Source organism: Aeromonas sp. R1-2, from assembly GCF_040908505.1.
GTDB classification, from domain to species: Bacteria; Pseudomonadota; Gammaproteobacteria; order Enterobacterales; family Aeromonadaceae; genus Aeromonas; species Aeromonas veronii.
Map to the genome: position 1 here is coordinate 164,880 of NZ_JBFODU010000010.1, position 23,332 is coordinate 188,211.

Consider the following 23,332-nt stretch of genomic DNA (forward strand, 5'->3'; position numbering starts at 1 on the left):
GCTGATACCGTGACCTTACTCTGGATCTTGCTAATTCCTTTTATCGGCGGCTTGCTCTGCTGGCAGATGGAGCGTCTCGGCGGGCAGTTTGTCCGCTGGGTTGCCCTGCTCTCCATGAGCGCCAGCCTGCTGCTCTCCTGTGCCATCTGGCTAAGTGGTGATTTCTCCCTTGCCACCACGGGCCTAGACAGCGCGGGCGTCTCCGGTGCAGCCTCCGCCTGGGCCGCCGAGTGGCGCCTGCCGTGGATCCCCCGCTTCGGCATCTCTTTGCATCTGGCGGTGGATGGCCTGTCGCTCTTGATGGTTATCCTCACCTGCTTTATCGGGGTGCTGGCCATTCTTTGTTCGTGGAAAGAGATCGTGCAGCGCATCGGCTTCTTCCACCTCAACCTGCTCTGGATCCTGGGCGGCGTGCTCGGGGTCTTTATGGCGCTGGACCTGTTCCTCTTCTTCTTCTTCTGGGAGATGATGCTGGTCCCCATGTACTTCCTGATTGCGCTCTGGGGCCACTCGGTCACTGACGGCAAATCACGGATCAATGCGGCGACCAAGTTCTTCATCTACACCCAGGTTTCGGGCCTTATCATGCTGGTGGCCATCATCGGGCTGGTGCTGACCCACCAGCATGCCACCGGAGTCTTCACCTTCAACTATCTGGAGCTGCTCAATACCCCGATGAGCAAGGGCGTTCAGTGGCTGCTGATGCTGGGCTTCTTTATCGCCTTCGCGGTCAAGATGCCGCTGGTGCCGCTGCACGGCTGGCTGCCGGATGCCCACAGTCAGGCGCCGACTGCAGGTTCGGTGGATCTCGCCGGTATTTTGCTCAAAACCGCCGCCTACGGTCTGCTGCGTTTTGCCTTGCCGCTCTTCCCCGAGGCGTCCGCCGAATTTGCCCCCTACGCCATGGTGCTTGGCCTGATCGGTATCGTCTACGGTGCCATCGTGGCCTTTGCCCAGACCGACATCAAACGGCTGGTAGCCTACACCAGCATCTCCCACATGGGCTTTGTGATGATCGCCATCTACTCGGGTAGCGAGCTGGCCCTGCAGGGCGCCGTTGTGCAGATGATCGCCCACGGTCTCTCGGCTGCCGGTCTCTTTATCCTCTGCGGTCAGCTCTACGAGCGGTTGCATACCCGGGATCTCCGCCAGATGGGCGGCCTGTGGGGACGCCTGCGCTATCTGCCCGGCGTGATGCTGTTCTTCTCGGTGGCCTCTCTGGGCATGCCGGGCACCGGCAACTTCGTCGGCGAGTTCCTGATCCTGGTCGGCAGCTTCCAGGTTGCCCCGGTTATCACGGCGGTCGCCACCTTCGGTCTGGTACTGGCCTCGGTCTACTCCCTCATCATGTTGCAGCGCGCCTGCTTTGGCCCCGCCAAGGATGAGAGCATGCTCAAGGGACTGGATCGCCGCGAGCTGACCATGATGATGGTGATTGCGGGCCTGCTGGTTCTGCTTGGCCTCTATCCCCAACCCGTGATTGATACCGCCAGCAGCAGCCTTATCAACGTGCTGCACTGGTATCTGCTGCCAACTGCTGGAGCTCTGCAATGACTTTCTCCGCTTCCCAACTGCTGGCACTGCTTCCCCTGCTGCTGACCACCGGGGCCATGGCGGCCCTGATGCTGGCCATCGCGTGGCGCCGCTGTGTCACTACCGCCTTTACCGTCACCATCATTGGTCTCAACCTGGCGCTCTTCTCCCTGCCCATCGTCATGGCGCAAGGAGATCAGGGAGTCACCCCGCTGCTGCAAGTGGACAGTTACGCCGTCTTCTACATGGGACTGGTGCTCATCGGCGCCCTGGCCACCTGCACCTTCGGTCAATCGTGGCTGAAAGCCTACCCGGACAACCGGGAGGAGTTCTTCCTGCTGCTGCTGATCGCCACCGCTGGTGGTCTGGTGCTGGCCTGCTCCCGTCACCTCGCCTCTCTCTTTATCGGGATCGAGATGCTGACCCTGCCGATGTTCGGTCTGGTGGGTTACGCCTACCGCGAGCGTCACTCGCTGGAAGCCGCGGTGAAATACATGGTGCTCTCTGCCGCAGCCACCGCCTTCCTGCTGTTTGGCATGGCGCTGCTCTATGCACAGGCAGGCAGCCTGAGCTTTGCCGCCCTGGGGCAGACCCTGGCCGAGAGCCCGGCTCACCATCCGCTGCTGATGGGCGGTTTGGGGTTAATGCTGGTCGGCTTTGCCTTTAAATTGTCGCTGGCCCCCTTCCACCTCTGGACCCCGGATGTCTACGAAGGTGCCCCGGCACCGGTCGCCACCTTCCTCGCCACCGTTAGCAAGGTGGCGGTCTTTGCCGTGCTGCTGCGCTTCTATCTGGCGGTACCGGCGGCGAGCGATCCCATGATCCACTGGCTGCTGGCAGCCATGGCGGTCATCTCCATCTTGGTCGGCAACCTGCTGGCCTTGGTGCAGACCAACGTCAAACGGATGCTGGGTTACTCCTCCATCTCCCACTTCGGTTACCTGCTGGCGGTGATCGTGGCGAGCCGATTCGGCCAGATGCCGGTGGAAGCAGCCGGGGTCTACCTGCTGATGTATCTGTTCACCAGCCTGGGTGCCTTTGGGGTGGTGAGCATGATGTCGAGCCCCTATCGCGGCAAGGATGCCGACTCCCTGCACAGCTATCGCGGCCTGTTCTGGAAGCGCCCCTATCTGACTGCCGTGCTGACGGTGATGATGCTCTCCTTGGCGGGCATCCCGATGACCCTCGGCTTTATCGGCAAGTTCTACCTCATCGGCGTCACCGTCGAGGCGCAGCTCTGGTGGCTCTCCGGTGCCATCGTGCTCGGCAGCGCACTGGGTCTCTACTACTACCTCAAGGTGATGGTGACCCTCTATCTGCGCGAACCGGGCATGCAGCAACGCGATGCCAGCGCCGACTGGGCGCTCTCCTCCGGTGGTGTGGTGGTACTGCTCTCTGCTGCCCTGGTGGTGTTGCTGGGGCTCTATCCCCAGCCGGTCATCAGCCTGGTACAAGGGTTCCAGCACGTGGTATTGCAGTAACCTTTACCGTCGCTACCCCTCATTACCCGCAAAACCGGCAGCCTTGGCTGCCGGTTTTCTATTTCCGGCCCGACAGCATCGCGCACTCCGCGAGCCAGCAAATGACAGATAAGTCAGCTTGGGTGATGCCCATCATGGTTTTTGCCATACAACCAGAACCGGGCGAGATCCTCATACCCTCTTGAATTCCTTATTGATATATTGGTTATATTCTGGAATGGAGTTCAGATTGATGAAGCAACTCTACGTTTGCCAATTTAACCCGACAGAACTGGCCGCCACGCTGGCACCCTTGCAAGGAGGCAAGCTGACCATACTGCTGGCCGAACAGGATTGCGCGCAGGTTCCCCTGTTGCAGCAGTTGTGCCGCGACTTCAACATCGCCCTGGATGGCGCCATTTTCCCCCAGCTGATCGGTGCGCAAGGATTGTTGCCGCAAGGGGCCTGGCTACTGCCCAGAGCCAACCCCTATCACGCCACACTGCTGCCCCTGACACCGCAGGCCAGCGCAGCATCCCTTGCCCACCGGATTGCGGAACAGGTGGAGAACATGCTGGCCACCTGGCCAACCCCTTCGCCGCCACCAACCCTGTTTCTGACCTTCGACAACCTCATTCCCAATATCGCCTCCATTCTGGATGCGCTTTATCTGCAGCTGGCCAATCGCGTCAACTATGCCGGCGCCAACGCAGGCAGCGGCAGCTTCACCCCCCTTGCCTGCCTGTTCGATAATCAACGGCAACTTGCCTACGGGGTCACCTGCACGCTGCTGCCCAGCAACAGCTTTCCCTTTCTGGAACATGGTTACCAACTCTCGGCCCAACCGATGCTGGCCACCAGCAGTGAAGCGAACAAGATTGCCTACATCGACTGGCAACCGGCCTTTCAAAAATATCAGGGGCTGATCCGCCAGCAATTCCAGCACACTATGGTGCGCGAGGAGCTCTACCGTTTCGTGGTGCACATGCCACTGGGCCTGCTGCGGGCCAACGGGGATGTGATTGTCAGGATCCCCGTCGAGGCAAACGATGACGGCGCTCTGCTCTGCGCCGGCGAGGTCGCAGAGCACAGCATCCTCACCCTGCTGAAGGCGCCAGAGAGTGCCACCGAACATGCCTGCTCACTGGCCAGGCGCCTCAACCAGCAACAAACCCTCACCCGGGCACACTTGCTGGAGGTCTACTACTGCGCGGGACGCCAGCTGCACTTCGACCAGCAGACAGTGACCGAGCTGCACACCCTGCTGACCCACTCGGGGGCCGGCGATCTGGCAGGAGCCCTCTCCCTTGGCGAAATTGGCAGCGTGCGCCATGGGGATTACCCCCAATTTCATAACGGCGCCATTCTCTGTAACGGGGCATTGATATGAACAACGACCACGCCATGGCCATCGTCTGCGATCTGGCGCTCTGCATCGGGCGTGAAGTGACGCTGGATGCGCTGCTCACCAAGGTACTGCAACGTTTTATGCATCACTGCGCCACGCCGGTTGGCGCGGTATTGCAGCAACAACGGGAGGGATACAAGCTGCTCAAGGTGATCGGCGACGAGCAGCTGCGCCAGCACACCGGCACCACCCTGCCACTGCCTGGGTGGGTCAGCGAGGAGGAACACTGCCTGCTGCAACAGACGCTCCCCCTGCCGGGCAGCCGCCCCTACCAGTTTGCCTATCGGCTCAAGGTTGAAGGGGGTTATCTCATCTTGCTGCTCGCCCCCCAGCCACATCAGCAGATCGTACCGGTCTGCCATCTGTTCAGCCCGGTGCTCGGCAACCTGGCCCGCGCCATTTCCCTCTGCAAGGACAGCGAGCTGCTCGCCCTGCGTCAGCAGGCCGAACTGAAGGATCTGAAACACTTCAACGAATCCCTGCTCAAGGCTATCCCGATCCCGGTGTTCTACAAAGATATCGAAGGGCGGTTTCTGGGCTGCAACCAGGCCTTCAATCAGGTGATCGGCATCGGCAAGGAGGCGCTGCTGGGTCGACGGGTCGAGGAGCTGCTGCCAGTCGGGCTTGCCGAAGCCTACAGCATGCGGGAAGCCGAGTTGCTGCGCAGTCGCCAGCCCCAGTGCATCGAACAGCAGTTGCATGACCGCAATGGCATGCGCTATCAGGTCATCTGTTTCAAGGATCTCTTCTATGACCATCAGGGGATGGTTGCCGGCATCATCGGCACCCTGGTCGACATCACCCGCCTCAAGGAGAGCGAGCGTCACCAGCGTGAGCTGCTGTTCCAGACCATCAGTGCCCTTGCCAGCGCTATCAGTCGCAAGGATCGCAACAGTGCGGGCCATGAGCTGAGGGTGCGCGATTTGGCACTGGCCATCGGGCAGGCCATGCAGCTGCGGCAAGAGCGGCTGGATGCGCTGGGACTGGCGGCCATGGTGCACAATATCGGCCTGCTGCAGATCCCCACCGAGATCATCACTCGCCCCCGTGAATTGCGGCCGGTGGAGTTCGAACTGATCAAGCAGCACCCCCAGGCCGGCCACGATATTCTCAAACAGATCGACTTCCCCTGGCCCATCGCCACCATAGTGCTGCAGCACCACGAAAACCTCGATGGCAGCGGCTATCCGCAGGGGCTGGCGGGCAACGCCATTACCCTGGAGGCGCGCATTATCCGGGTGGCCGACTCGCTGATCGCCATGACCTCCCATCGCCCGTTCCGCCGGGCCATGCCCCTGAGTGACGCCTTTGCCGAACTGACCCGCTATGCCGGGATCCATTACGATGAAAAAGTGGTCAACAGCTGTATCGTGCTCTGGCAGACCGGCTACCACTTCGGCCCTCCCATCAGTCAACTTGCAGACAAGGCGGGATAAGATGTCCGAACTCCTCACCTCCTGTGCACTCCCCCACCCACTGACCGATGCGCTCCCCTCCTCGGCGCTGTTGCTGACCCAGGTGATGGATCAGCTTCCCTATCGGGTGCTGCTCAAAGACACCCGATTCAGCTACATTGCGGGCAACCGCCTGCTGGCGGCGGATCTCGCCCTCTCCCCAGAGGCACTGGTGGGCAAGAATGACTGCGACTTTTTTCCCCCCGAACTGGTACAGCGCTATCGGGAGGATGACGCCCGAGTCATGCGCGAGGGGATACACCAGCACATCGAAGAGCCCTATCTGAAGGGGGGAGAAGCCCGCTGGCTCAGCACCACCAAGTTTCCCCTGCGTGATGAGGCGGGGAGTATCGTGGGGGTCGGCGTCTTCTTTGAAGACATTACCGAGCAGAAGTGGCAGCAGGAGAAACTGCAACAGTACAGCTGGACCCAGCAGGCGATCAGCCGCGCCCACCACGCCCTGCTCAAACCGGGCGATGAACCGCAACTGCTGCAGGATATCTGCGATGCCATCACCGTCGATGACCGTTTTCCGCTGGTCGCAGTGCTGCAAGGCCAGCCCGAACTCGCCCAACCGCCGAGGATCGTGGCGCAGGCAGGCAGTGCCGATGCCTCGGAACAAACGCTGTGGTTGAACGATGAGGCCCTCACCCAGGCCATCCTCCACCAGCGGCGCCTCAATCAGGTGATCTTCCACGAGCGGCCCCATACCGGCCGCCACCCGTTGCGCTCCCGCCTACTGATCCCCTTGCCACTGCAGGAGGATCAGGCCGGTGCACTGATCATTCACAGCGACCAGCCACGGTTGTTCAGCCAGGAGGAGGAGCAGCTCTTCATCCAACTGACCGACTACCTCACCTATGGCCTGCAGGCGCGCCATACCCAGCAGGCTTATCTGCGCTCGCAACAGGAGAAGATCTTCCATGCCCGCCAGCTGGAGCTGGCACTGGAAGATGCCCTCGGTGCCATCGCCGCCGTGCTGGAGCAGCGCGATCCCTATACCGCTGGCCATCAGAAACATGTGGCCAAGCTGGCCCAAGCCATCGGCCGGGAGCTCAGGCTGGAAGAGAAGCGGCTGCGAGGGATCTATCTGGGCGCCATGGTGCACGATATCGGCAAGATCCAGGTACCGGCCGAAATCCTCACCAAACCGGAGCGCCTCACGCCGCTGGAGTTCGAGCTGGTCAAGGAGCACCCCGCCATCGGCTATCTGGTGCTCAAGGATATCGACTTCCCCTGGCCCATCGCCCGGATGATCCACCAGCACCACGAGTATCTCGATGGCTCCGGCTATCCGCTGGGACTCAAGGGGGATGAGATCCTGCTGGAGGCCCGCATCCTCACCGTCGCCGATATCGTCGAATCCATGTCCTCGGATCGCCCCTATCGCGCCGCCCTCGGCATTCCCCAGGCCCGTGAGCAGATCATCCAGATGCGTGGCCATCAGCTCGATGCGGATGTGGTGGATGCCTGTCTGCGGATCCTCGACCGGGGAGACTTTATCCCCCAACCGCTCGGCAAGCCGTAACGACACGGATAAAAAAACCGGCCAATTGGCCGGTTTCTGTTTTTATGCGCTGGTGCTGTCTCTATTAACCCAGACGAACCCGGGCGTTGCGGAACATCCGCATCCAGGCGCCGTCCTCGCCCCAGTTGTCGGGGTGCCAGGAGTTGGCCACGGTGCGGAACACCCGCTCCGGGTGCGGCATCATGATGGTGGCACGGCCATCGGTGGTGGTCACGGCGGTGATACCATCCGGCGAGCCATTCGGGTTGGCCGGGTACTGCTCGGTCACGCTACCGCGGTTGTCGACAAAGCGCAGTCCTACCAGACCGCTCTGCTGCAGTGCGCTCAGGTGAGCGGCATCGCGCACTTCCACCCGCCCTTCCCCGTGGGAAACGGCGATGGGCATCACGGAGCCTGCCATGCCGGCGAAGAAGGCCGACGGGGACTCCTGTACCTGCACCAGACTGAAGCGGGCCTCGAAGCGCTCGGAGCGGTTGCGCACAAAGCGCGGCCAGAGATCGGCACCCGGGATGAGTTCTCGCAGGTTGGACATCATCTGGCAACCGTTGCAGACCCCCAGAGAGAGGGTATCGCCGCGCTCGAAGAAGCGTTGGAACTGCTCGCGGGCGTTGTCGTTGAACAGGATGGACTTGGCCCAGCCTTCACCGGCCCCCAGCACGTCACCGTAGGAGAAACCGCCACAGGCCACCAGGGTCTGGAACTCTTCCAGCTTGATGCGACCGGAGAGAATGTCGCTCATATGGACGTCCACTGCCGCGAAACCGGCACGATCGAACGCCGCCGCCATCTCCACGTGGGAGTTGACCCCCTGCTCGCGCAGCACCGCCAGACGGGGAGAGACCCCGCGGGTGATATAGGGGGCAGCCACATCCTCGGACGGGTTGTAAGTCAGCTTGGCATGCAGACCCGGATCGGTGGCGTCCTGACGGGCCGCGTGCTCACTGTCGGCGCACGCCGGGTTGTCTCGCAGGCGCTGCATCTGCCAGCTGGTCTCGCCCCAGATGGTGCGAAGGGCGGTACGGCTGGCGCGATAGACCTCCTGACCCGCGCGCTGCAGGGTGATGAGATCCCCTTCGCGCACAGTGCCGAGCACATGGGAGCAGGCAGCCAGACCGTGACCGGCCAGCAGGGTCATCACCGCCTCTTTGTCTTCACGACGCACCTGAATGACGGCGCCCAGCTCTTCGTTGAACAGCGCCGGCAGCAGCTCGCCGCCGATGCGATCGAGCTGGATGTCGAGGCCGCAGTGACCGGCAAACGCCATCTCGGTAAGGGTGACGAAGAGGCCACCGTCAGAGCGGTCGTGATAGGCGATCAGTTTGCGATCAGCCACCAGCGCCTGAATGGCGTTGAAGAAGCCCTTGAGCTGGACCGGATTGTCGAGATCCGGCGCCTTGTCACCCAGCTGGCGATAGACCTGCGCCAGCGCCGAGGCGCCGAGGCGCTGCTTGCCATTGCCAAGGTCGATGAGGATAAGGTCGGTTTCACCGAGATCGGTACGCAGTTGTGGAGTAACCGTGTTGCGCACATCCTCGACCCGGGCAAAGGCGGAGATGAGCAGGGAGAGCGGCGAGGTGACGCTGTGCTCCTTGCCATCCTGCTGCCAGCGGGTCTTCATGGACATGGAGTCCTTGCCCACCGGAATGGTGATGCCCAAGGCCGGGCAGAGCTCCTCGCCCACCGCTTTGACCGCCTCATAGAGCCCGGCATCTTCCCCCGGGTGACCGGCAGCGGCCATCCAGTTGGCGGAAAGCTTGACCCGCTTCAGCGACCCGATGTGGGTTGGCGCCAGGTTGGTGAGCGCTTCCGCTACCGCCATGCGAGCGGAGGCGGCGTGGGAGAGCAGCGCCACCGGAGTACGCTCGCCCATGGACATGGCTTCGCCGTGATAGCTGTCGTAGGTGGCAGCGGTGACGGCGCAATCGGCCACCGGGATCTGCCAGGGACCAACCATCTGGTCACGATTGACCAAGCCAGTCACGCTGCGATCGCCGATAGTGATAAGGAAGGACTTCTCCGCCACGGTCGGCAGACGCAGAACCCGCTCGGCCGCGTCACTCAAAGTGATGCCATCGAGCTGGAGCGCTTTGCCTTGTGCAGGCAGAGTCACCACGTCACGGTGCATCTTGGGCGCCTTGCCGAGCAGCACGTCCAGCGGCAGATCGATGGGCTGATTGTCAAAGTGGCTGTCAGAGAGGGTCAGATGCTTCTCTTCGGTCGCGGTGCCGATCACGGCATAGGGTGCGCGCTCGCGCTCGCACAGCGCCTTGAACAGCGGCAGCTTGTCCTGCGCTACCGCCAGCACGTAACGCTCCTGGGATTCGTTGCACCAGATCTCCAGCGGGCTCATGCCCGGCTCGTCGCTCTGGATGGCACGCAAATCGAAACGACCACCACGCTCACCGTCGTTGACCAGCTCCGGCATGGCGTTGGAGAGACCGCCCGCCCCCACGTCATGGATAAAGACGATAGGGTTGTCGTCCCCCAGCTGCCAGCAGCGATCGATCACCTCCTGGCAGCGGCGCTCCATCTCGGGGTTGTCACGCTGCACCGAGGCAAAGTCGAGATCTTCGGCTGACTGGCCGGAGGCCATGGAGGATGCGGCACCACCGCCCAGACCGATGTTCATCGCCGGGCCGCCCAGCACGATCAGCGCCGCGCCGACCGGGATCTCCCCTTTCTGGACATGTTCGGTGCGGATGTTGCCGATGCCGCCTGCCAGCATGATGGGCTTGTGGTAGCCACGCACCTCGACGCCATTGTGGCTCGGCACCTCCTCTTCGAAGGTACGGAAGTAGCCGAGAATGGCCGGACGGCCGAACTCGTTGTTGAAGGCAGCGCCGCCGAGCGGCCCCTCCTGCATAATGTCGAAGGCACTGACGATACGGCTCGGCTTGCCGAAATCCTGCTCCCAGGGCTGCTCGAAGCCGGGAATGCGCAGGTTGGAGACGGAGAAACCGACCAGACCCGCCTTGGGCTTGGCACCGCGACCGGTGGCTCCCTCGTCGCGGATCTCGCCGCCGGAGCCGGTAGCCGCGCCCGGGAACGGAGAGATGGCGGTCGGGTGGTTGTGGGTCTCCACCTTCATCAGGATGTCAACCTGTTCCTGGTGATACTGGTATTCGCCGTTGGCCGGGCTCGGGAAGAAGCGGCCCCCCAGGCTCCCTTCCATCACGGCGGCGTTGTCTTTATAGGCAGAGAGGACATGATCCGGCGTCTGCTCGAAGGTGTTCTTGATCATCTTGAACAGCGACTTGGACTGCTGTTCGCCATCGATGGTCCAGTCGGCATTGAAGATCTTGTGACGGCAGTGTTCGGAGTTCGCCTGAGCGAACATGTAGAGCTCGATGTCGTTGGGGTTGCGACCCAACTTGGTGAAGTTCTCCACCAGATAGTCGATTTCGTCGTCGGCCAGCGCCAGACCGAGCGCCACGTTGGCTTCGGCCAGGGCTGCGCGACCACCGCCCAGCACATCCACCTGGGTGAAGGGGCGCGGCTCGTGGTGAGCAAACAGGGCGGCAGCTTCGCTCATCTCGGCAAACACCACTTCCATCATCCGATCATGGAGCACGGCGGCAATGGCGCTGCGCTGGGCGGCACTCAGCTCACCCTGCCCCTTGATGGTCAGGTAATAGGCAATACCACGCTCCAGCCGCTTGACCTGTTTCAGGCCGCAGTTGTGGGCGATGTCGGTTGCTTTGGAAGACCAGGGGGAGATAGTGCCGGGGCGGGGGGTAACAAGAAACAGCTGACCGCTGGGGGTGTGTTCGGGGATAGTCGGGCCGTAGCGCAAGAGCTGGCCCAAGGTCGCTCGCTCGGGGGGAGAGAGGGGGCTTGTCAGCTCGGCAAAGTGCACATACTCGGCATAGACATCCTCTATCTCTACTCCGCTCTCTACTCCACTCTCGTTTCTCATCTGTGCGAAGCGTTGCAGCAGTTTTTGGACACGAAAATCAGACAGTGCTGGGGCACCACGCAAGATATCCATATGACCTTTCTCACCAAGTTTTAAAGTGGGGGGGAATTGAGACGCGCGTATTATAGGGATCTGGCTCACAGCGGACAAACGTTTTTCTCACTTCGTGCAGTGTGACTCTGCGCACACTCTCTGGTATAAAGGTGCCTCTTTTTTGACAAATGCCGATTTTTTCAACAAAGGTACTCACCTACTTGCGCTGCATTTTTCGACTGTTTATCGGGCTGTTGTTGACGCTGACACTGGTTGGCTGCGACTTCTATAGCCCCTCCAGCCAGCTGGAGCAGATCCGCCAGCGAGGCGAGATCCGGGTTGGCACCATCTATGGTCCCACCTCCTATTACCAGCGTGACGACCTCGCCCAGGGGTTCGATTACGAGCTGGCGCAAAATTATGCCGACTGGTTGGGGGTGAAACTCACCATCATCCCGGTCGACACCACTGACCAACTGGTCACCCTGCTGAAAAAGGGCAAACTCGATCTGGCGGCTGCCGCCATCATGGTCACCCCCGAGCGACGCGAGCTGTTTCGCTTCGGCCCGGGCTTCTACCAGGTCTCTCCCAAACTGGTCTACCGCAACGGCAAACCCAAGCCTGCCTCGTTAAACGATATCAAGGGCAAACTGGTCGTTGCCGCCGGCTCCACCGGTGAAGATCTGCTCAAAGAGATGAGCAAAGAGAATCCGAAACTAGCCTGGAGCACCAGCGACAACGCCGATGTGGAGGAGCTGCTCAAGCAGGTGGTGGATGGCAAGATTGACTATACGGTGGTGCAGGATACCGTGCTGGCCCGTACCCAGCGCTACTACCCGGAGCTCACCGAGGGGCTGACCCTGGCCCAGAAGCAGACCGTTGCCTGGGCCATGAGCAAGCTGCCCGATGACAGCCTCTATGCCAGCGTGATCGACTTCTTCGGTCAGCGCTTTATGGATGGTGCCATCGCCAAGCTCGACGAGAAGTACTTCGGCCACGTGCAGAACTTCGACTTTGTCGATACCCGCACCTTCCTCAAGCGCGCCAAGAGCCTGCTGCCCAAGTACCAGCCGCTGTTCCAGACTCACGCCAAGAATATCGACTGGCGTCTGCTCGCCGCCATCAGCTATCAGGAGTCCCACTGGGACCCGCAGGCCCGCTCCTACACCGGCGTGCGCGGCATGATGATGCTGACCGAGCCCACTGCCAAGGCGATGGGAGTCAACGACCGGCTTCATCCGGAAGAGAGCATCAAGGGTGGCTCCCTCTATCTGCAACAGATGATGGAGAAGGTGCCGGATTCGGTGCCCGATGACGAGAAGGTGTGGTTTGCCCTCACCGCCTACAACATAGGTTACGGCCACATGATGGATGCCCGCCGCCTGACCAAAGAGCTCGGCAAGAATCCCGACGCCTGGAGCGACGTGAAAGAGGTGCTGCCGCTGCTGCAGCAAGCGCGCTGGCACCGCAAGGTACGTTACGGCTATGCCCGTGGCAGCGAGGCGCGCAACTATGTCAACAACGTGCGCCAGTATTACCAGAGTCTGCTCTGGCTCGACAACGAGCAGCAGAAGGCACATCAACGGGAGAGTCTCGACAACGACAGCGAACCCGAGCTGGCCGAGCGCCCCACCGCCATCGCCGAAGTGGTCAATCAGATCACCATGCGCTAACCAGCCATTATTCGGCTGTTTTCACGTAAACTTCTCTGTTACCATCGATTCACATCGGAGCCTATCCGAAATCGCATTGTTTTCATTATGTTGAGAGATTAAATAACAGCAATTTCGGATGGGCTCCATCAATGACCCAAGGCCGGGATGGCCAACTGAGTTGGGAGGAGACCAAGATGCAAAAACGTAGAAAAATCAGTCTGGTCAGAAAAGCGAAGTGCAGCTGGAGCCCCAGACGCAAACTCAAGCTTAATGACATCAAGCGCAACCTGTGGCGCAGAAATCGATCCTATACCCTGCTTATTGCAGAGCACACAGCATAAACCCGGCATTCGCCGGGTTTTTTATCTTCTTTCTAACCTGAATACTGTCTTACACCAGCGCCGCCTTGAACTGTACCGACCGCTTGGAGATCAGCGAGTTGCAGTGGTTGCAGAAGTAATCCACCGCGCCGCACGCCTTGAGACGCTCCAGCTCCTGCTGGCAGGTGGGGCAGATGGCCGTGACGCGGACATTGGCCTGACACTGGCCACAGGTTTGCTCCTTGCTGCGGGTATCCAGTTCAGCCTGGCATGATGGACAAAGCAGGACTTCCATAATCAACTCCTCGAAAAGTGGATCTGCCATGGTCTTGTTCCATGGCAGATCCCCCTCCCCTTATTCCTCACCTTAACATGGCGAGGATAACAAAGCGGCTGCCGGTGAGGGCAGCCGCAAGGACTTATTTCTTCTTCATCTTCAGCAGGCGTTTGCGCTGACGTTCCTGACTCAGGGTCATGGTGTTTTTCTTGCCTTCAAACGGGTTGACCGACTCCTGGAACTCGACCCGGATCGGCGAGCCCATGATCTTGAGGGACTTGCGGAAGTAGTTGATCAGATACCGCTTGTAGGAGTCCGGCAAGTCGTTCAGCTGGTTGCCGTGGATCACGATACGCGGCGGGTTGTAGCCACCGGCGTGGGCATACTTGAGCTTGACGCGGCGACCATTGACCATCGGCGGCTGGTGATCTTCCTGCGCCATCTGCATGATGCGGGTCAGCATGGCGGTGCTGGTACGACGGGTGGCGGACTGGTAAGCCTCCTGAATGGATTCAAACAGATGGCCGACACCGCTGCCGTGCAGGGCGGAGATGAAGTGGACGCGAGCGAAGTCGATGAAGCCCAAGCGACGATCCAGCTCGTTCTTCACATCCTCTTTCACCTTCTGATCCAGACCATCCCACTTGTTCACCACCAGCACCACGGAGCGACCGGCGTGGAGCACATAGCCAAGGATGCTCAAGTCCTGATCGGTGATGGTCTCCTGGGCGTCGATCACCAGCAGGCAAACGTTGGCATCTTCGATAGCTTTCAGGGTCTTGATAACGGAGAACTTCTCCACCGTCTCGTGCACCTTGCCACGACGACGCACACCGGCGGTGTCGATAACCACATACTTCTGCTCGTCACGCTCCATCGGAATGTAAACGGAGTCACGGGTGGTGCCGGGCATGTCATAGACGATGACCCGATCTTCACCCAGCATGCGGTTGGTCAGGGTAGATTTACCGACGTTGGGACGACCAACGATGGCGAACTTGATGGGCAGGTCGGCGAACGGGGTCTCCTTGGTGTCCTCTTTGGTATCGAGTTCACCGGCAGCCACCATGCGCAGCAGGGCTTCTTCGTCGAAGTCCTCCTCTTCCTCATCCTGCGCATCTTCATCGGTAGCGGAGTCGACCAGGGTCTCCAGATGGGGAGCCAGGGCCAGTTCCAGCAGGCTCAGCACGCCACGACCGTGGGCGGCCGCGATCTGGTAGACCTCGCCCAGCGCCAGACCGTAGAACTCGGAGACCGCGGAATCACCGTCGATACCGTCGGTCTTGTTGGCCACCAGAAATACCTTCTTGTGGGCCTTGCGCAAGTGCTCGGCGATGGCTTGATCCGCTGCTGTCAGACCGGCACGGGCATCCACCATGAACAGCACGACGTCCGCTTCTTCGATGGCCAGCAGGGATTGCTCGGCCATCTTCAGCTCGATCCCCTCTTCGGTGCCATCGATACCGCCGGTATCGACCACGATAAATTCCAGCTCGCCCAACTTCGCCTGACCGTATTTACGGTCCCGGGTCAGACCGGGAAAATCGGCAACCAGGGCATCCCGAGTACGGGTCAAGCGGTTAAAAAGGGTGGATTTCCCCACGTTGGGGCGGCCCACCAGGGCTACTACAGGAGTCATAAAAGCCTCATTCTCAAGACGACAAAGGCTCCGGGTCCGAAGACCAGGAGCCGGATATTCACATTATCGGACGATCAAGGACGCTTGAGGGCGTACAACTTGCCGTCACGGCTCTGCACATACAGGGTCTCGCCATCCACCAGCGGGGCGGCGTAGAGACCACTGCTATCGAGCTGCTGCATCGCCTTGATGGTACCGTCGGTACGATCAAGCCAATACAGGTATCCTTCCACATCACCCACCACCACATAGTCACCGAAGATGACAGGTGCAGTGACGGTACGATTTTCCAGCTGGGTGTTGGACCACAGCTCCAGACCGTTGCGACGGTCGATGGCAAACAGGTGGCTGCGACTATCGGTCAGCACGATGGCATTGCCGGTCATCGCCAGATCGCGATAGCCGGAATACTTGCGCTTCCACACTTCATCGCCGGTCATCAGTTTACGCGCCATCAACTGACCGTTGTAGGCGATGGCGTAGAGCTCATCACCGGCGATCAGCGGGCTGGCATCGACGTCAACCATGCGGTCCAGCTCGGTAGCACCGCGCGGATCAGCCACCTTGGACTGGCGCACAGGCTGGCCATTGCTCAGCAGGGCGATGCCCACCTTGCCATCGGCACGACCGTAAATCACGGCGCCGTTGGTGATCACCGGTGCACCGGCACTGCGCAGGGTCAGCGGCGGCTGCTCTTCGGAGAGCGACCACTGCATCTTGCCTTCATCAGTGTCGAGGGCGATCAGGCGACCGGAGGTGGTCAACACCACCACACGGCCATCTTCCACCGCAGGGCTTGCCACCACTTCGCCGGGCACATTGGTCTGCCAGAGCACTTCACCGTTCTCTTCGTTCAGGGCGTAGACCACCCCGTTCTCGGAGCCGAGGAACAGCTTGCCGTAACGGGAGACCAGACCACCGGAGAGGCGGGCGCTGCGCTTGTCGGCGTTGACCGGCAGGTCGGCCAGATCGACAGTCCAGAGGCGATCGCCACTGGCACGGTCAAAGGCGCTGACATCGCCGTCGCGGGCCGCCGCATAGATACGATCCTCTTCAACCACCGGCTTGAGCTGGGAGTAGAAGTCACCGATGCCATCACCCACAGTAGATGACCATGCGGTGTCGGCAGTGAAGGCAGATTCAACCTTGGGCAGCGGCGCCATCGGGTTGAGATCCTCTTCGGAACTGAACAGGGAGCAACCCTGCAGAGCGAAGGAGACCGCAGCCCCCAGCGCCACCATCTTGAATAGATTACGCATCCGGTGCCTCACCAGTCGCAACGGCCGGCAGGGCCAGATCGTCCATTTTCAGCTTGAGCTCGGCGCTACCCTGCAGGCCGCCGGCATCCGCCGCCGCCTGATAGGCATCACGAGCCTCTTCGGTCTTGCCCTGCTTTTGCAGCACATCACCACGGGCTTCGGCTACCTGCGCCTTGAAGGCCTCATTCTGGATGGTTGCCAGCTTGGCCAGCGCTTCATCTGCCTTGCCCTGATCATTCAGCACACGGGCCAGACGCAGCGCCGCGATGGGACGAATGCTCTCGTCACCCGTGGTCGCCACCAGCTCCAGCTGCTCGGCAGCCAGATCCAGCTTGCCCGCCTTGACGGCAGCGGCAGCCAGTTGCAACGCGGCCAGTTCACCGTAGGAGTCACCCTTGTTGGCGGTGACAAACTGCTGTGCCTGCTCGAAACCGGCGGCATCGCCCTTGGCCAGCTGCTCAATCACCTGGTTGTAAGAGTGGGAGGAGGCCTCCATGGTCTCTTGCTGGTGCTGGTTGTAATAGCGCCAGCCGAACAGACCGACCAGACCGATCACGGTCCCGGCAATCACCGAGGTTCCGTTCTCTTTCCACCACTCCTTGATAACCTCAACCTGTTGTTCTTCGGTGGTATAGACTTCCACAGCTTACTCTCCTTTGGCTGCCAGCAGGGCAATGGCGGCGTCAACCTTGACGGTCTGTTGCTCGGCCTGACCACGCAGATATTTGATAGTGATCTCCCCGTTTTGCACCTCGGTCTCACCAAGGATCAGGGCGATTGCCGCACCGCTCTTGTCGGCACGTTTGAGTTGTTTCTTGAAGTTGCCACCACCGCAGTGGCTCATCAGGCGCAGGTCCGGCAGGGCATCGCGCAGACGCTCGGCCAGCTGGAAGCCAGCCTGCTCGGTCCCCTCGCCCACCATCGCCAGATAGACATCCACCGCCGGGCGGATATCGGCGTTGAGCTCGAGGGTCTCCAGCATCAGCACCAGACGCTCCATGCCCATGGCAAAGCCTACGGCCGGGGTCGGTTGACCGCCCAGCTGCTCCACCAGACCATCGTAGCGGCCACCGGCACAGACGGTGCCCTGGGCACCCAGACTGCTGGTGACCCACTCGAACACGGTCAGGTTGTAGTAGTCAAGACCACGCACCAGACGCTCGTTCACTTCGTATTTGATACCGGCAGACTCGAGCAGGCGCTTGAGCCCCTCGAAGTGGGCCAGGCTCTCTTCGCCCAGATGGTCGAACAGACGCGGGGCACCCGCCAAAATGGCCTGCACCTTTTCATCCTTGGAGTCGAGCACCCGCAGCGGGTTACTGTACATGCGGCGCTGGCTCTCTTCGTCCAGCTGCTCCTTGTACTGCTCCAGATAGGCCACCAGCGCATCGCGGTAAGCGGCACGCTCGGCGCTCTGACCCAAGGTGTTGAGCTGCAGGGTGACATGCTCGCTGATGCCAAACAGACGCCACAGACGGTGGGTCAGCATGATCAGCTCAGCGTCAATGTCCGGCCCGTTGATGCCAAACAGCTCGACACCGAACTGGTGGAACTGGCGATAACGGCCCTTCTGGGGACGCTCGTGACGGAACATGGGGCCCATGTACCACATCCGGCGTTCCTGGTTGTAGAGCAGACCGTGTTCGATGCCGGCACGGACGCAGCTGGCGGTCCCTTCCGGACGCAGGCTCAGGCTGTCGCCGTTACGGTCTTCAAAGGTGTACATCTCTTTTTCGACCACGTCGGTCACTTCACCGATGGCGCGCTTGAACAGATGAGTCTGCTCGACAATCGGCATGCGCACTTCGCTGTAGCCATAGCTGGCAACGACCTGGCGCAGGATCTGTTCAACCTTCTGCCATACCGGGCTCTGCTCCGGCAGGCAATCATTCATACCGCGAATAGCTTGGATCTGTTTTGCCACGTTGATACTCGAGAAAAAGAGGTAAAATTTGGCCGCATTATAGGGATTTTCCCCCCCAAGGTAAAATCAGGGAATCCGGATGCGGGATTTAAAATCAGTCACCTGGAAACAGGGCCACCCAATGTGGCCCTGTTTCGCTCACTCCTTGTCCATCGGGATCCGGTTAGCGGGATCCAGCATGGCGGCGCGGGCGCGAATGCGGCGCTCCAGAGTTGGAATGAGATCCTTGTTGTCGAGCCGATCGACCCGCTGGCCCCCTTCATAGAAGGCACTCTTGTTGGCGGCACCCGCCAGACCAAGGTCGGAGACCAGTGCTTCGCCCGGCCCATTCACAACACAGCCGATGATGGAAACATCCATCGGAGTGATGATGTCTTCGAGCCGCTCTTCCAGAGCATTGACGGTGGCGATCACATCGAACTCCTGCCGTGAGCAGGATGGGCAAGCGATAAAGTTGATGCCACGGGAGCGAATACGGAGGGATTTGAGGATATCGAAACCGACCTTCACCTCCTCCACCGGATCCGCCGCCAGCGAGATACGCAGGGTATCGCCGATGCCGTCGGTAAGCAGCATGCCCAGACCGATGGCAGACTTCACCGCGCCGGCACGGAAACCGCCCGCTTCGGTGATGCCAAGGTGCAGCGGCTGTTCAATCTGCTTGGCCAGCAGGCGATAGGCACCGACTGCCAGGAACACATCGGAGGCCTTGACGCTCACCTTGAAATCCTGGAAATCGAGGCGATCGAGGTAGTCCACGTGACGCATGGCGGACTCCACCAGCGCCTCTGGGGTCGGCTCGCCGTACTTCTCCTGAATATCTTTCTCCAGCGACCCGCCATTGACCCCGATACGGATCGGGATATTGAGGTCGCGTGCACAATCGACCACCGAGCGCACCCGCTGCTCATTGCCGATGTTGCCCGGGTTGATACGCAGGCAGTCGGCACCGTACTCGGCCACTTTCAGGGCGATGCGATAGTCGAAGTGGATATCGGCAACGATGGGGATGCGGGTTTGCTGTTTGATGAGCCGGAAGGCTTCCGCCGCTTCCATGGTGGGCACGGAGACACGGACGATATCGGCACCGACCCGTTCGATCCGCTGGATCTGCTCGATGGTAGCAGCAACATCTGTGGTCTTGGTGTTGGTCATGGTCTGCACGGTAATGGGGGCATCGCCCCCAACCGGTACATTACCAACCATGATCTGTCTGGATTTACGACGAATGATGGGTGATTCGTGAGAAGACATGGGAAACAGATTACTCCTGCGGCAGTGAGAAGCGGGCTGTACGACCGTTGTTGTAACGGCTCATATCAAACGACTGACCCTTGTAGTCAAGCTTGACGGCCATGGGCGCGCCAATGATGAACTTCAGGGGCTCGGCGCCTTCCAGCACCAGCTCGTCGTTGGCCTTCTTCAGACCACTGAACAGGGTCTTGCCGTTGGCATCCTTCACATCCAGCCAGCAATCGGCGGTGAAGCTCATCTTCAGTTGCGGCGCAGTCGCCGGATCCACGACAGCCTCTTCAGATTCAGTGCCATTGGCGCCGGATACCGCTGCATCGGTCGCAGTGCCGACAGCCGAACTGACATCGGTCGGGGCAACAGCCGCAGAAGCAGGCGCCAGGGTAGCCGTCGCATCGGAGACCACCGCAGGGGCAATCACGTCCGTGGCTGCCGGTGCGTTGGCTGCGCCTTCCACCGGAGCGGTGTTAATTGCATCGGGCGGCGTGATAGCCGGTTCAGCCGGAGTCGAACCGGTTGCACTCATCTCGGTGGCTGCCAGCGCTTCATCACCCGCGGAGCGGCGTGAAGTACTCTGCCACCACCAGGCGACCGAGAGCGCAATCAACACCAGGATCACCAGCCAGGTCACCACCTTGAGCCGACTGTCGTTGGCTTGCTGGCGGGAGCGACGGGAGAAGCTCTGCATGTCGATATTGTCGGGAGGAGTCAGACCCAGCTTGTCATAAGCAGCCAGAATGGTCTCGTCGGGGATCCCGACTAGCTTGGCATAGGTACGCAGATAGCCCCGAATAAAGGTATGCGAGGTGTGCTTGTCGTAGGTATCCGATTCGATAGCGGCGATCAGGGTCAGACGAAGGTGAATGCGGGACGCAACCTGTTCTCGTGTCCAGCCAAGCTGTTCACGGGCGTTGCGCAGCAATTGGCCTGGGCCTACTGCCTGGGAGTCGTCTTGGAAATCGTGTTGCTGTTCAATAGTCATTGGCTAAATAACGCTTGGCTTGTTGCGAAGTGGGATATTGCCTTACCAGCTCAGTCCCGAATTGGTGAAGTAATGCCGGCTTGTCCATTGCCTGTGCCAGCCGAAGTCTCAACCAGAGACTCTCCTCGTTCTCGTCTGACACATCGGCAAAACGGGCGAGGTAGGACTGCACATCAGGCAGCTTGCCATCTTTCATGGAAAGCTCGGCCAAGTCCAGCAATAACCCTGGATTGCGGGGATTATACCCCAAGGCCAGGCGATAGTACTCGCCTGCTTTATCATTTCTGCGATTTTGCAGCGCACAAAGTGCCGCATTTTCATAGGTATCGGCAATTTTTACGTAGCCTGGCTGAATAACAGCCTGGTTGAACGCCTGATCTGCCTCGGCATACCTGCCGCGATCACAGAGGAAGGCACCATAGTTGTTCATTGCGTCAGCATTGGACGGATCCATGGCAAGGGCGTTCTTGTAATGAGTCTCAGCTGCCTTGAAATCCCCTACCTTCTGGTAAAAGTAGGCAAAGCCGATCTGGATCTGGGGGTTGGAGGGGTCATACTGGAGGGCGCGGTCAAGATTGAACTTGGCCTGCTCGGCATTGCCCTGACGCAGGTACTGGATACCCAGGTCGAGGCGGGTTTGGGCAGCCGCCTTGAGGTCAGGACCCACTTCACGCTGGGTCGAGTTCTGGCCAGCGTAAGTGGTCTCGGTCACACAGCCTGGCAGCGCGCAGAGCGCTGCCACTACGATCAATGTACGTGTATCCATTCCCTGTCTATACAATGGCTTAGCATTTAAACCATTTTGACGGAAATCCCATCCTGTTGCATCCGATTTTTGATAGTTCGCTTGGTACGGTCAATCACGTCACCCACCAGCTGACCACAGGCGGCATCGATGTCATCACCACGGGTCTTGCGGACAATCACGGTGAAACCGTACTCCATCAGCACCTTGGAGAAGCGATCGATACGGCTGTTGCTCGGCTTGCCGTAAGGGTTGCCTGGGAAGGGGTTGAACGGGATCAGGTTGATCTTGCTCGGCGTGTCCTTGAGCACCTTGGCCAGCTCGTGAGCATGCTGCATATCGTCATTGATATGATCGAGCAGCACATACTCGACGGTCACCCGACCACCGTTGGCATTGGATTTGGCCAGGTAACGACGGACACCGGCGAGGAACTCCTCGATGTTGTACTTGTCGTTGATAGGCATGATCTCTGAACGCAGCTTGTCGTTCGGGGCGTGCAGGGAGATAGCCAGCGCCACGTCGATCTGGTCGCCCAGCTTGTCCAGCGCAGGTACCACGCCAGAGGTGGAGATGGTCACCCGGCGCTTGGAGATGCCAAAGCCGTAGTCATCCATCATCAGACGCATGGCGGGCACCACGTTGGCGAGGTTAAGCAGCGGCTCGCCCATCCCCATCATCACCACGTTGGTGATGGGACGCTTGCCACCGACCACGCGGGCCGCACGCCACACCTGACCGATGATCTCGGAGACTTTCAGATTGCGGTTGAAGCCTTGTTGAGCCGTGGAGCAGAACTTGCACTCCAGCGCACAGCCAACTTGAGAGGAGACGCAGAGGGTCGCGCGGTCATCTTCCGGGATGTAGACGGTCTCGACCTCCTGATCGCCCACCTGCAGAGCCCACTTGATGGTGCCATCGGCAGAGCGCTGCTCGCGGCTGATCTCGGGCGCCTTGATCTCGGCGATCGCCTTGAGGCGCTCTTTGAGCACCTTGTTGACGTTGGTCATCTGATCGAAATCATCACACCCAAAGTGATAGATCCACTTCATGACCTGATCTGCCCGGAATGGCTTCTCGCCCAGTTCGACGAAAAAGGCACGCATGGCATCCCGATCAAGATCCAGCAGGTTGATTTTTGTTTCGCTCATCAATGGCCTCAGTTCAAACACTTCATCAATTATTGGCTGACGACGTCAGGGGGCGGCATTGTACAAATAATGGGTCTGGCTTTCCACCTGGAGAATAGAGGGATATTGCGTAAACGGCGAAAACAACAAAGGGAGCCGAGGCTCCCTTGGGTCATCATCCACAAAAATCAGCCGCGCGGGCAGATCTCGTTGTCAGAGAAGAAGTAGGCAATTTCGCGGGCAGCGGATGCCGGTGCATCGGAGCCATGTACTGCGTTGCGATCGATGCTCTCGGCATAACAGGCACGCAAGGTACCAGCCAGCGCCTCTTTCGGGTTGGTAGCACCCATGATCTCGCGATTGCGACGGATGGCGTCTTCCCCTTCCAGCACCTGCACCATGACAGGGCCAGAGGTCATGAAGCTGACCAGATTGTCATAAAAAGGCTTGCCCTGATGCTCGGCATAGAAACCGGCAGCCTGTTCACTGCTCATGTGCAGCATTTTGGATGCCACAACTTTCAAGCCTGCGCTTTCGAAACGGCTATAGATGGCACCGATCAGGTTTTTGCTGACAGCATCCGGTTTGACGATAGAGAAGGTACGTTCGATGGCCATTGATATCTTTCCTTAACTACAGAGTTTTATTGTTAGAATCCATGTTCGCTGGCGATTATACGTAAACAAAAACCGGAAAAACACACAAACAAGCAACTTTTTATTAAACATCACTCCCTTGCAATCAACATCCACACTCATCTTGACCGAGCAGAGCCGGAAAATATGTGCGCTTGCGCACGATAGTTACCTTAAGCCGCC

At 59.9% G+C, this 23,332-nt stretch carries 18 protein-coding genes; 7 read left to right on the forward strand and 11 right to left on the reverse strand.

Features of this window, described 5'->3' with window-relative positions:
* Window positions 1-9 precede the first annotated feature (9 nt).
* The 5 genes from nuoM to AB5Y76_RS02985 all read left to right on the forward strand — a co-directional run bounded on the left by nuoM (window position 10) and on the right by AB5Y76_RS02985 (window position 7,383).
* Window positions 10-1,554, forward strand: coding sequence for an NADH-quinone oxidoreductase subunit M (gene nuoM / locus AB5Y76_RS02965; RefSeq protein WP_005337249.1), 1,545 nt, complete (start codon window positions 10-12; stop codon window positions 1,552-1,554).
* Window positions 1,551-3,014 (forward strand): NADH-quinone oxidoreductase subunit NuoN, encoded by a 1,464-nt coding sequence (nuoN, locus tag AB5Y76_RS02970; RefSeq protein WP_160880672.1) that lies wholly within the window; start codon window positions 1,551-1,553, stop codon window positions 3,012-3,014. Before nuoM ends, nuoN begins: the two co-directional genes overlap by 4 nt.
* Window positions 3,015-3,246: 232 nt before the next feature.
* Complete coding sequence (locus AB5Y76_RS02975; protein WP_263717375.1) at window positions 3,247-4,383, forward strand: FIST signal transduction protein; 1,137 nt, start codon at window positions 3,247-3,249, stop codon at window positions 4,381-4,383.
* Complete coding sequence (locus AB5Y76_RS02980; RefSeq protein ID WP_263717376.1) at window positions 4,380-5,837, forward strand: HD-GYP domain-containing protein; 1,458 nt, start codon at window positions 4,380-4,382, stop codon at window positions 5,835-5,837. Before AB5Y76_RS02975 ends, AB5Y76_RS02980 begins: the two co-directional genes overlap by 4 nt.
* A gap of 1 nt (window position 5,838) precedes the next feature.
* Window positions 5,839-7,383: an HD domain-containing phosphohydrolase gene (locus AB5Y76_RS02985; RefSeq protein WP_263717377.1), complete on the forward strand. Its 1,545-nt coding sequence runs from the start codon at window positions 5,839-5,841 to the stop codon at window positions 7,381-7,383.
* Window positions 7,384-7,447: 64 nt separating this feature from the next.
* On the opposite strand, the gene purL is transcribed toward AB5Y76_RS02985, so the two are convergent.
* Window positions 7,448-11,371 (reverse strand): phosphoribosylformylglycinamidine synthase, encoded by a 3,924-nt coding sequence (gene purL, locus AB5Y76_RS02990; RefSeq protein ID WP_263717378.1) that lies wholly within the window; start codon window positions 11,369-11,371, stop codon window positions 7,448-7,450.
* Between the two features lie 149 nt (window positions 11,372-11,520).
* Between purL and mltF the strand changes: the two genes are divergently transcribed.
* Window positions 11,521-13,005, forward strand: a complete 1,485-nt coding sequence (gene mltF, locus AB5Y76_RS02995; protein WP_005344877.1) for a membrane-bound lytic murein transglycosylase MltF — start codon at window positions 11,521-11,523, stop codon at window positions 13,003-13,005.
* Window positions 13,006-13,181: 176 nt separating this feature from the next.
* On the forward strand, window positions 13,182-13,328 hold the full coding sequence (locus AB5Y76_RS03000; RefSeq protein ID WP_227273859.1) for a hypothetical protein: 147 nt from the start codon (window positions 13,182-13,184) through the stop codon (window positions 13,326-13,328).
* A 49-nt stretch (window positions 13,329-13,377) separates the two neighbouring features.
* On the opposite strand, the gene AB5Y76_RS03005 is transcribed toward AB5Y76_RS03000, so the two are convergent.
* The 10 genes from AB5Y76_RS03005 to ndk all read right to left on the reverse strand — a co-directional run bounded on the left by AB5Y76_RS03005 (window position 13,378) and on the right by ndk (window position 23,131).
* Window positions 13,378-13,602, reverse strand: a complete 225-nt coding sequence (locus AB5Y76_RS03005; RefSeq protein WP_139734364.1) for a zinc ribbon domain-containing protein — start codon at window positions 13,600-13,602, stop codon at window positions 13,378-13,380.
* 124 nt (window positions 13,603-13,726) lie between these two features.
* Window positions 13,727-15,223 carry a ribosome biogenesis GTPase Der gene (gene der, locus AB5Y76_RS03010; protein ID WP_005333794.1) on the reverse strand — a complete coding sequence of 499 codons (1,497 nt, stop codon included), beginning with the start codon at window positions 15,221-15,223 and terminating at the stop codon, window positions 13,727-13,729.
* 74 nt (window positions 15,224-15,297) lie between these two features.
* Complete coding sequence (gene bamB, locus AB5Y76_RS03015; RefSeq protein ID WP_005333796.1) at window positions 15,298-16,482, reverse strand: outer membrane protein assembly factor BamB; 1,185 nt, start codon at window positions 16,480-16,482, stop codon at window positions 15,298-15,300.
* Window positions 16,475-17,125 carry a tetratricopeptide repeat protein gene (locus AB5Y76_RS03020; RefSeq protein ID WP_021229680.1) on the reverse strand — a complete coding sequence of 217 codons (651 nt, stop codon included), beginning with the start codon at window positions 17,123-17,125 and terminating at the stop codon, window positions 16,475-16,477. The genes bamB and AB5Y76_RS03020 overlap by 8 nt, the downstream gene beginning before the upstream one ends.
* Window positions 17,126-17,128: 3 nt before the next feature.
* Window positions 17,129-18,406, reverse strand: coding sequence for a histidine--tRNA ligase (gene hisS, locus AB5Y76_RS03025; RefSeq protein WP_005351051.1), 1,278 nt, complete (start codon window positions 18,404-18,406; stop codon window positions 17,129-17,131).
* A 138-nt stretch (window positions 18,407-18,544) separates the two neighbouring features.
* The gene (gene ispG / locus AB5Y76_RS03030; protein WP_005333801.1) at window positions 18,545-19,660 is read right to left on the reverse strand and encodes a flavodoxin-dependent (E)-4-hydroxy-3-methylbut-2-enyl-diphosphate synthase; all 1,116 of its coding nucleotides are present in this window, start codon (window positions 19,658-19,660) and stop codon (window positions 18,545-18,547) included.
* Between the two features lie 10 nt (window positions 19,661-19,670).
* On the reverse strand, window positions 19,671-20,639 hold the full coding sequence (gene rodZ, locus AB5Y76_RS03035) for a cytoskeleton protein RodZ (protein ID WP_263717381.1): 969 nt from the start codon (window positions 20,637-20,639) through the stop codon (window positions 19,671-19,673).
* Window positions 20,629-21,420 (reverse strand): PilW family type IVa pilus biogenesis/stability lipoprotein TapF, encoded by a 792-nt coding sequence (tapF, locus tag AB5Y76_RS03040; RefSeq protein WP_085943024.1) that lies wholly within the window; start codon window positions 21,418-21,420, stop codon window positions 20,629-20,631. Before tapF ends, rodZ begins: the two co-directional genes overlap by 11 nt.
* An 11-nt stretch (window positions 21,421-21,431) precedes the next feature.
* Entirely contained in the window at window positions 21,432-22,535 is a 1,104-nt protein-coding gene (locus AB5Y76_RS03045; RefSeq protein WP_005344856.1) for a bifunctional tRNA (adenosine(37)-C2)-methyltransferase TrmG/ribosomal RNA large subunit methyltransferase RlmN, read from the reverse strand.
* A 167-nt stretch (window positions 22,536-22,702) separates the two neighbouring features.
* Complete coding sequence (gene ndk / locus AB5Y76_RS03050) at window positions 22,703-23,131, reverse strand: nucleoside-diphosphate kinase (protein WP_005333805.1); 429 nt, start codon at window positions 23,129-23,131, stop codon at window positions 22,703-22,705.
* Window positions 23,132-23,332: the final 201 nt, after the last annotated feature.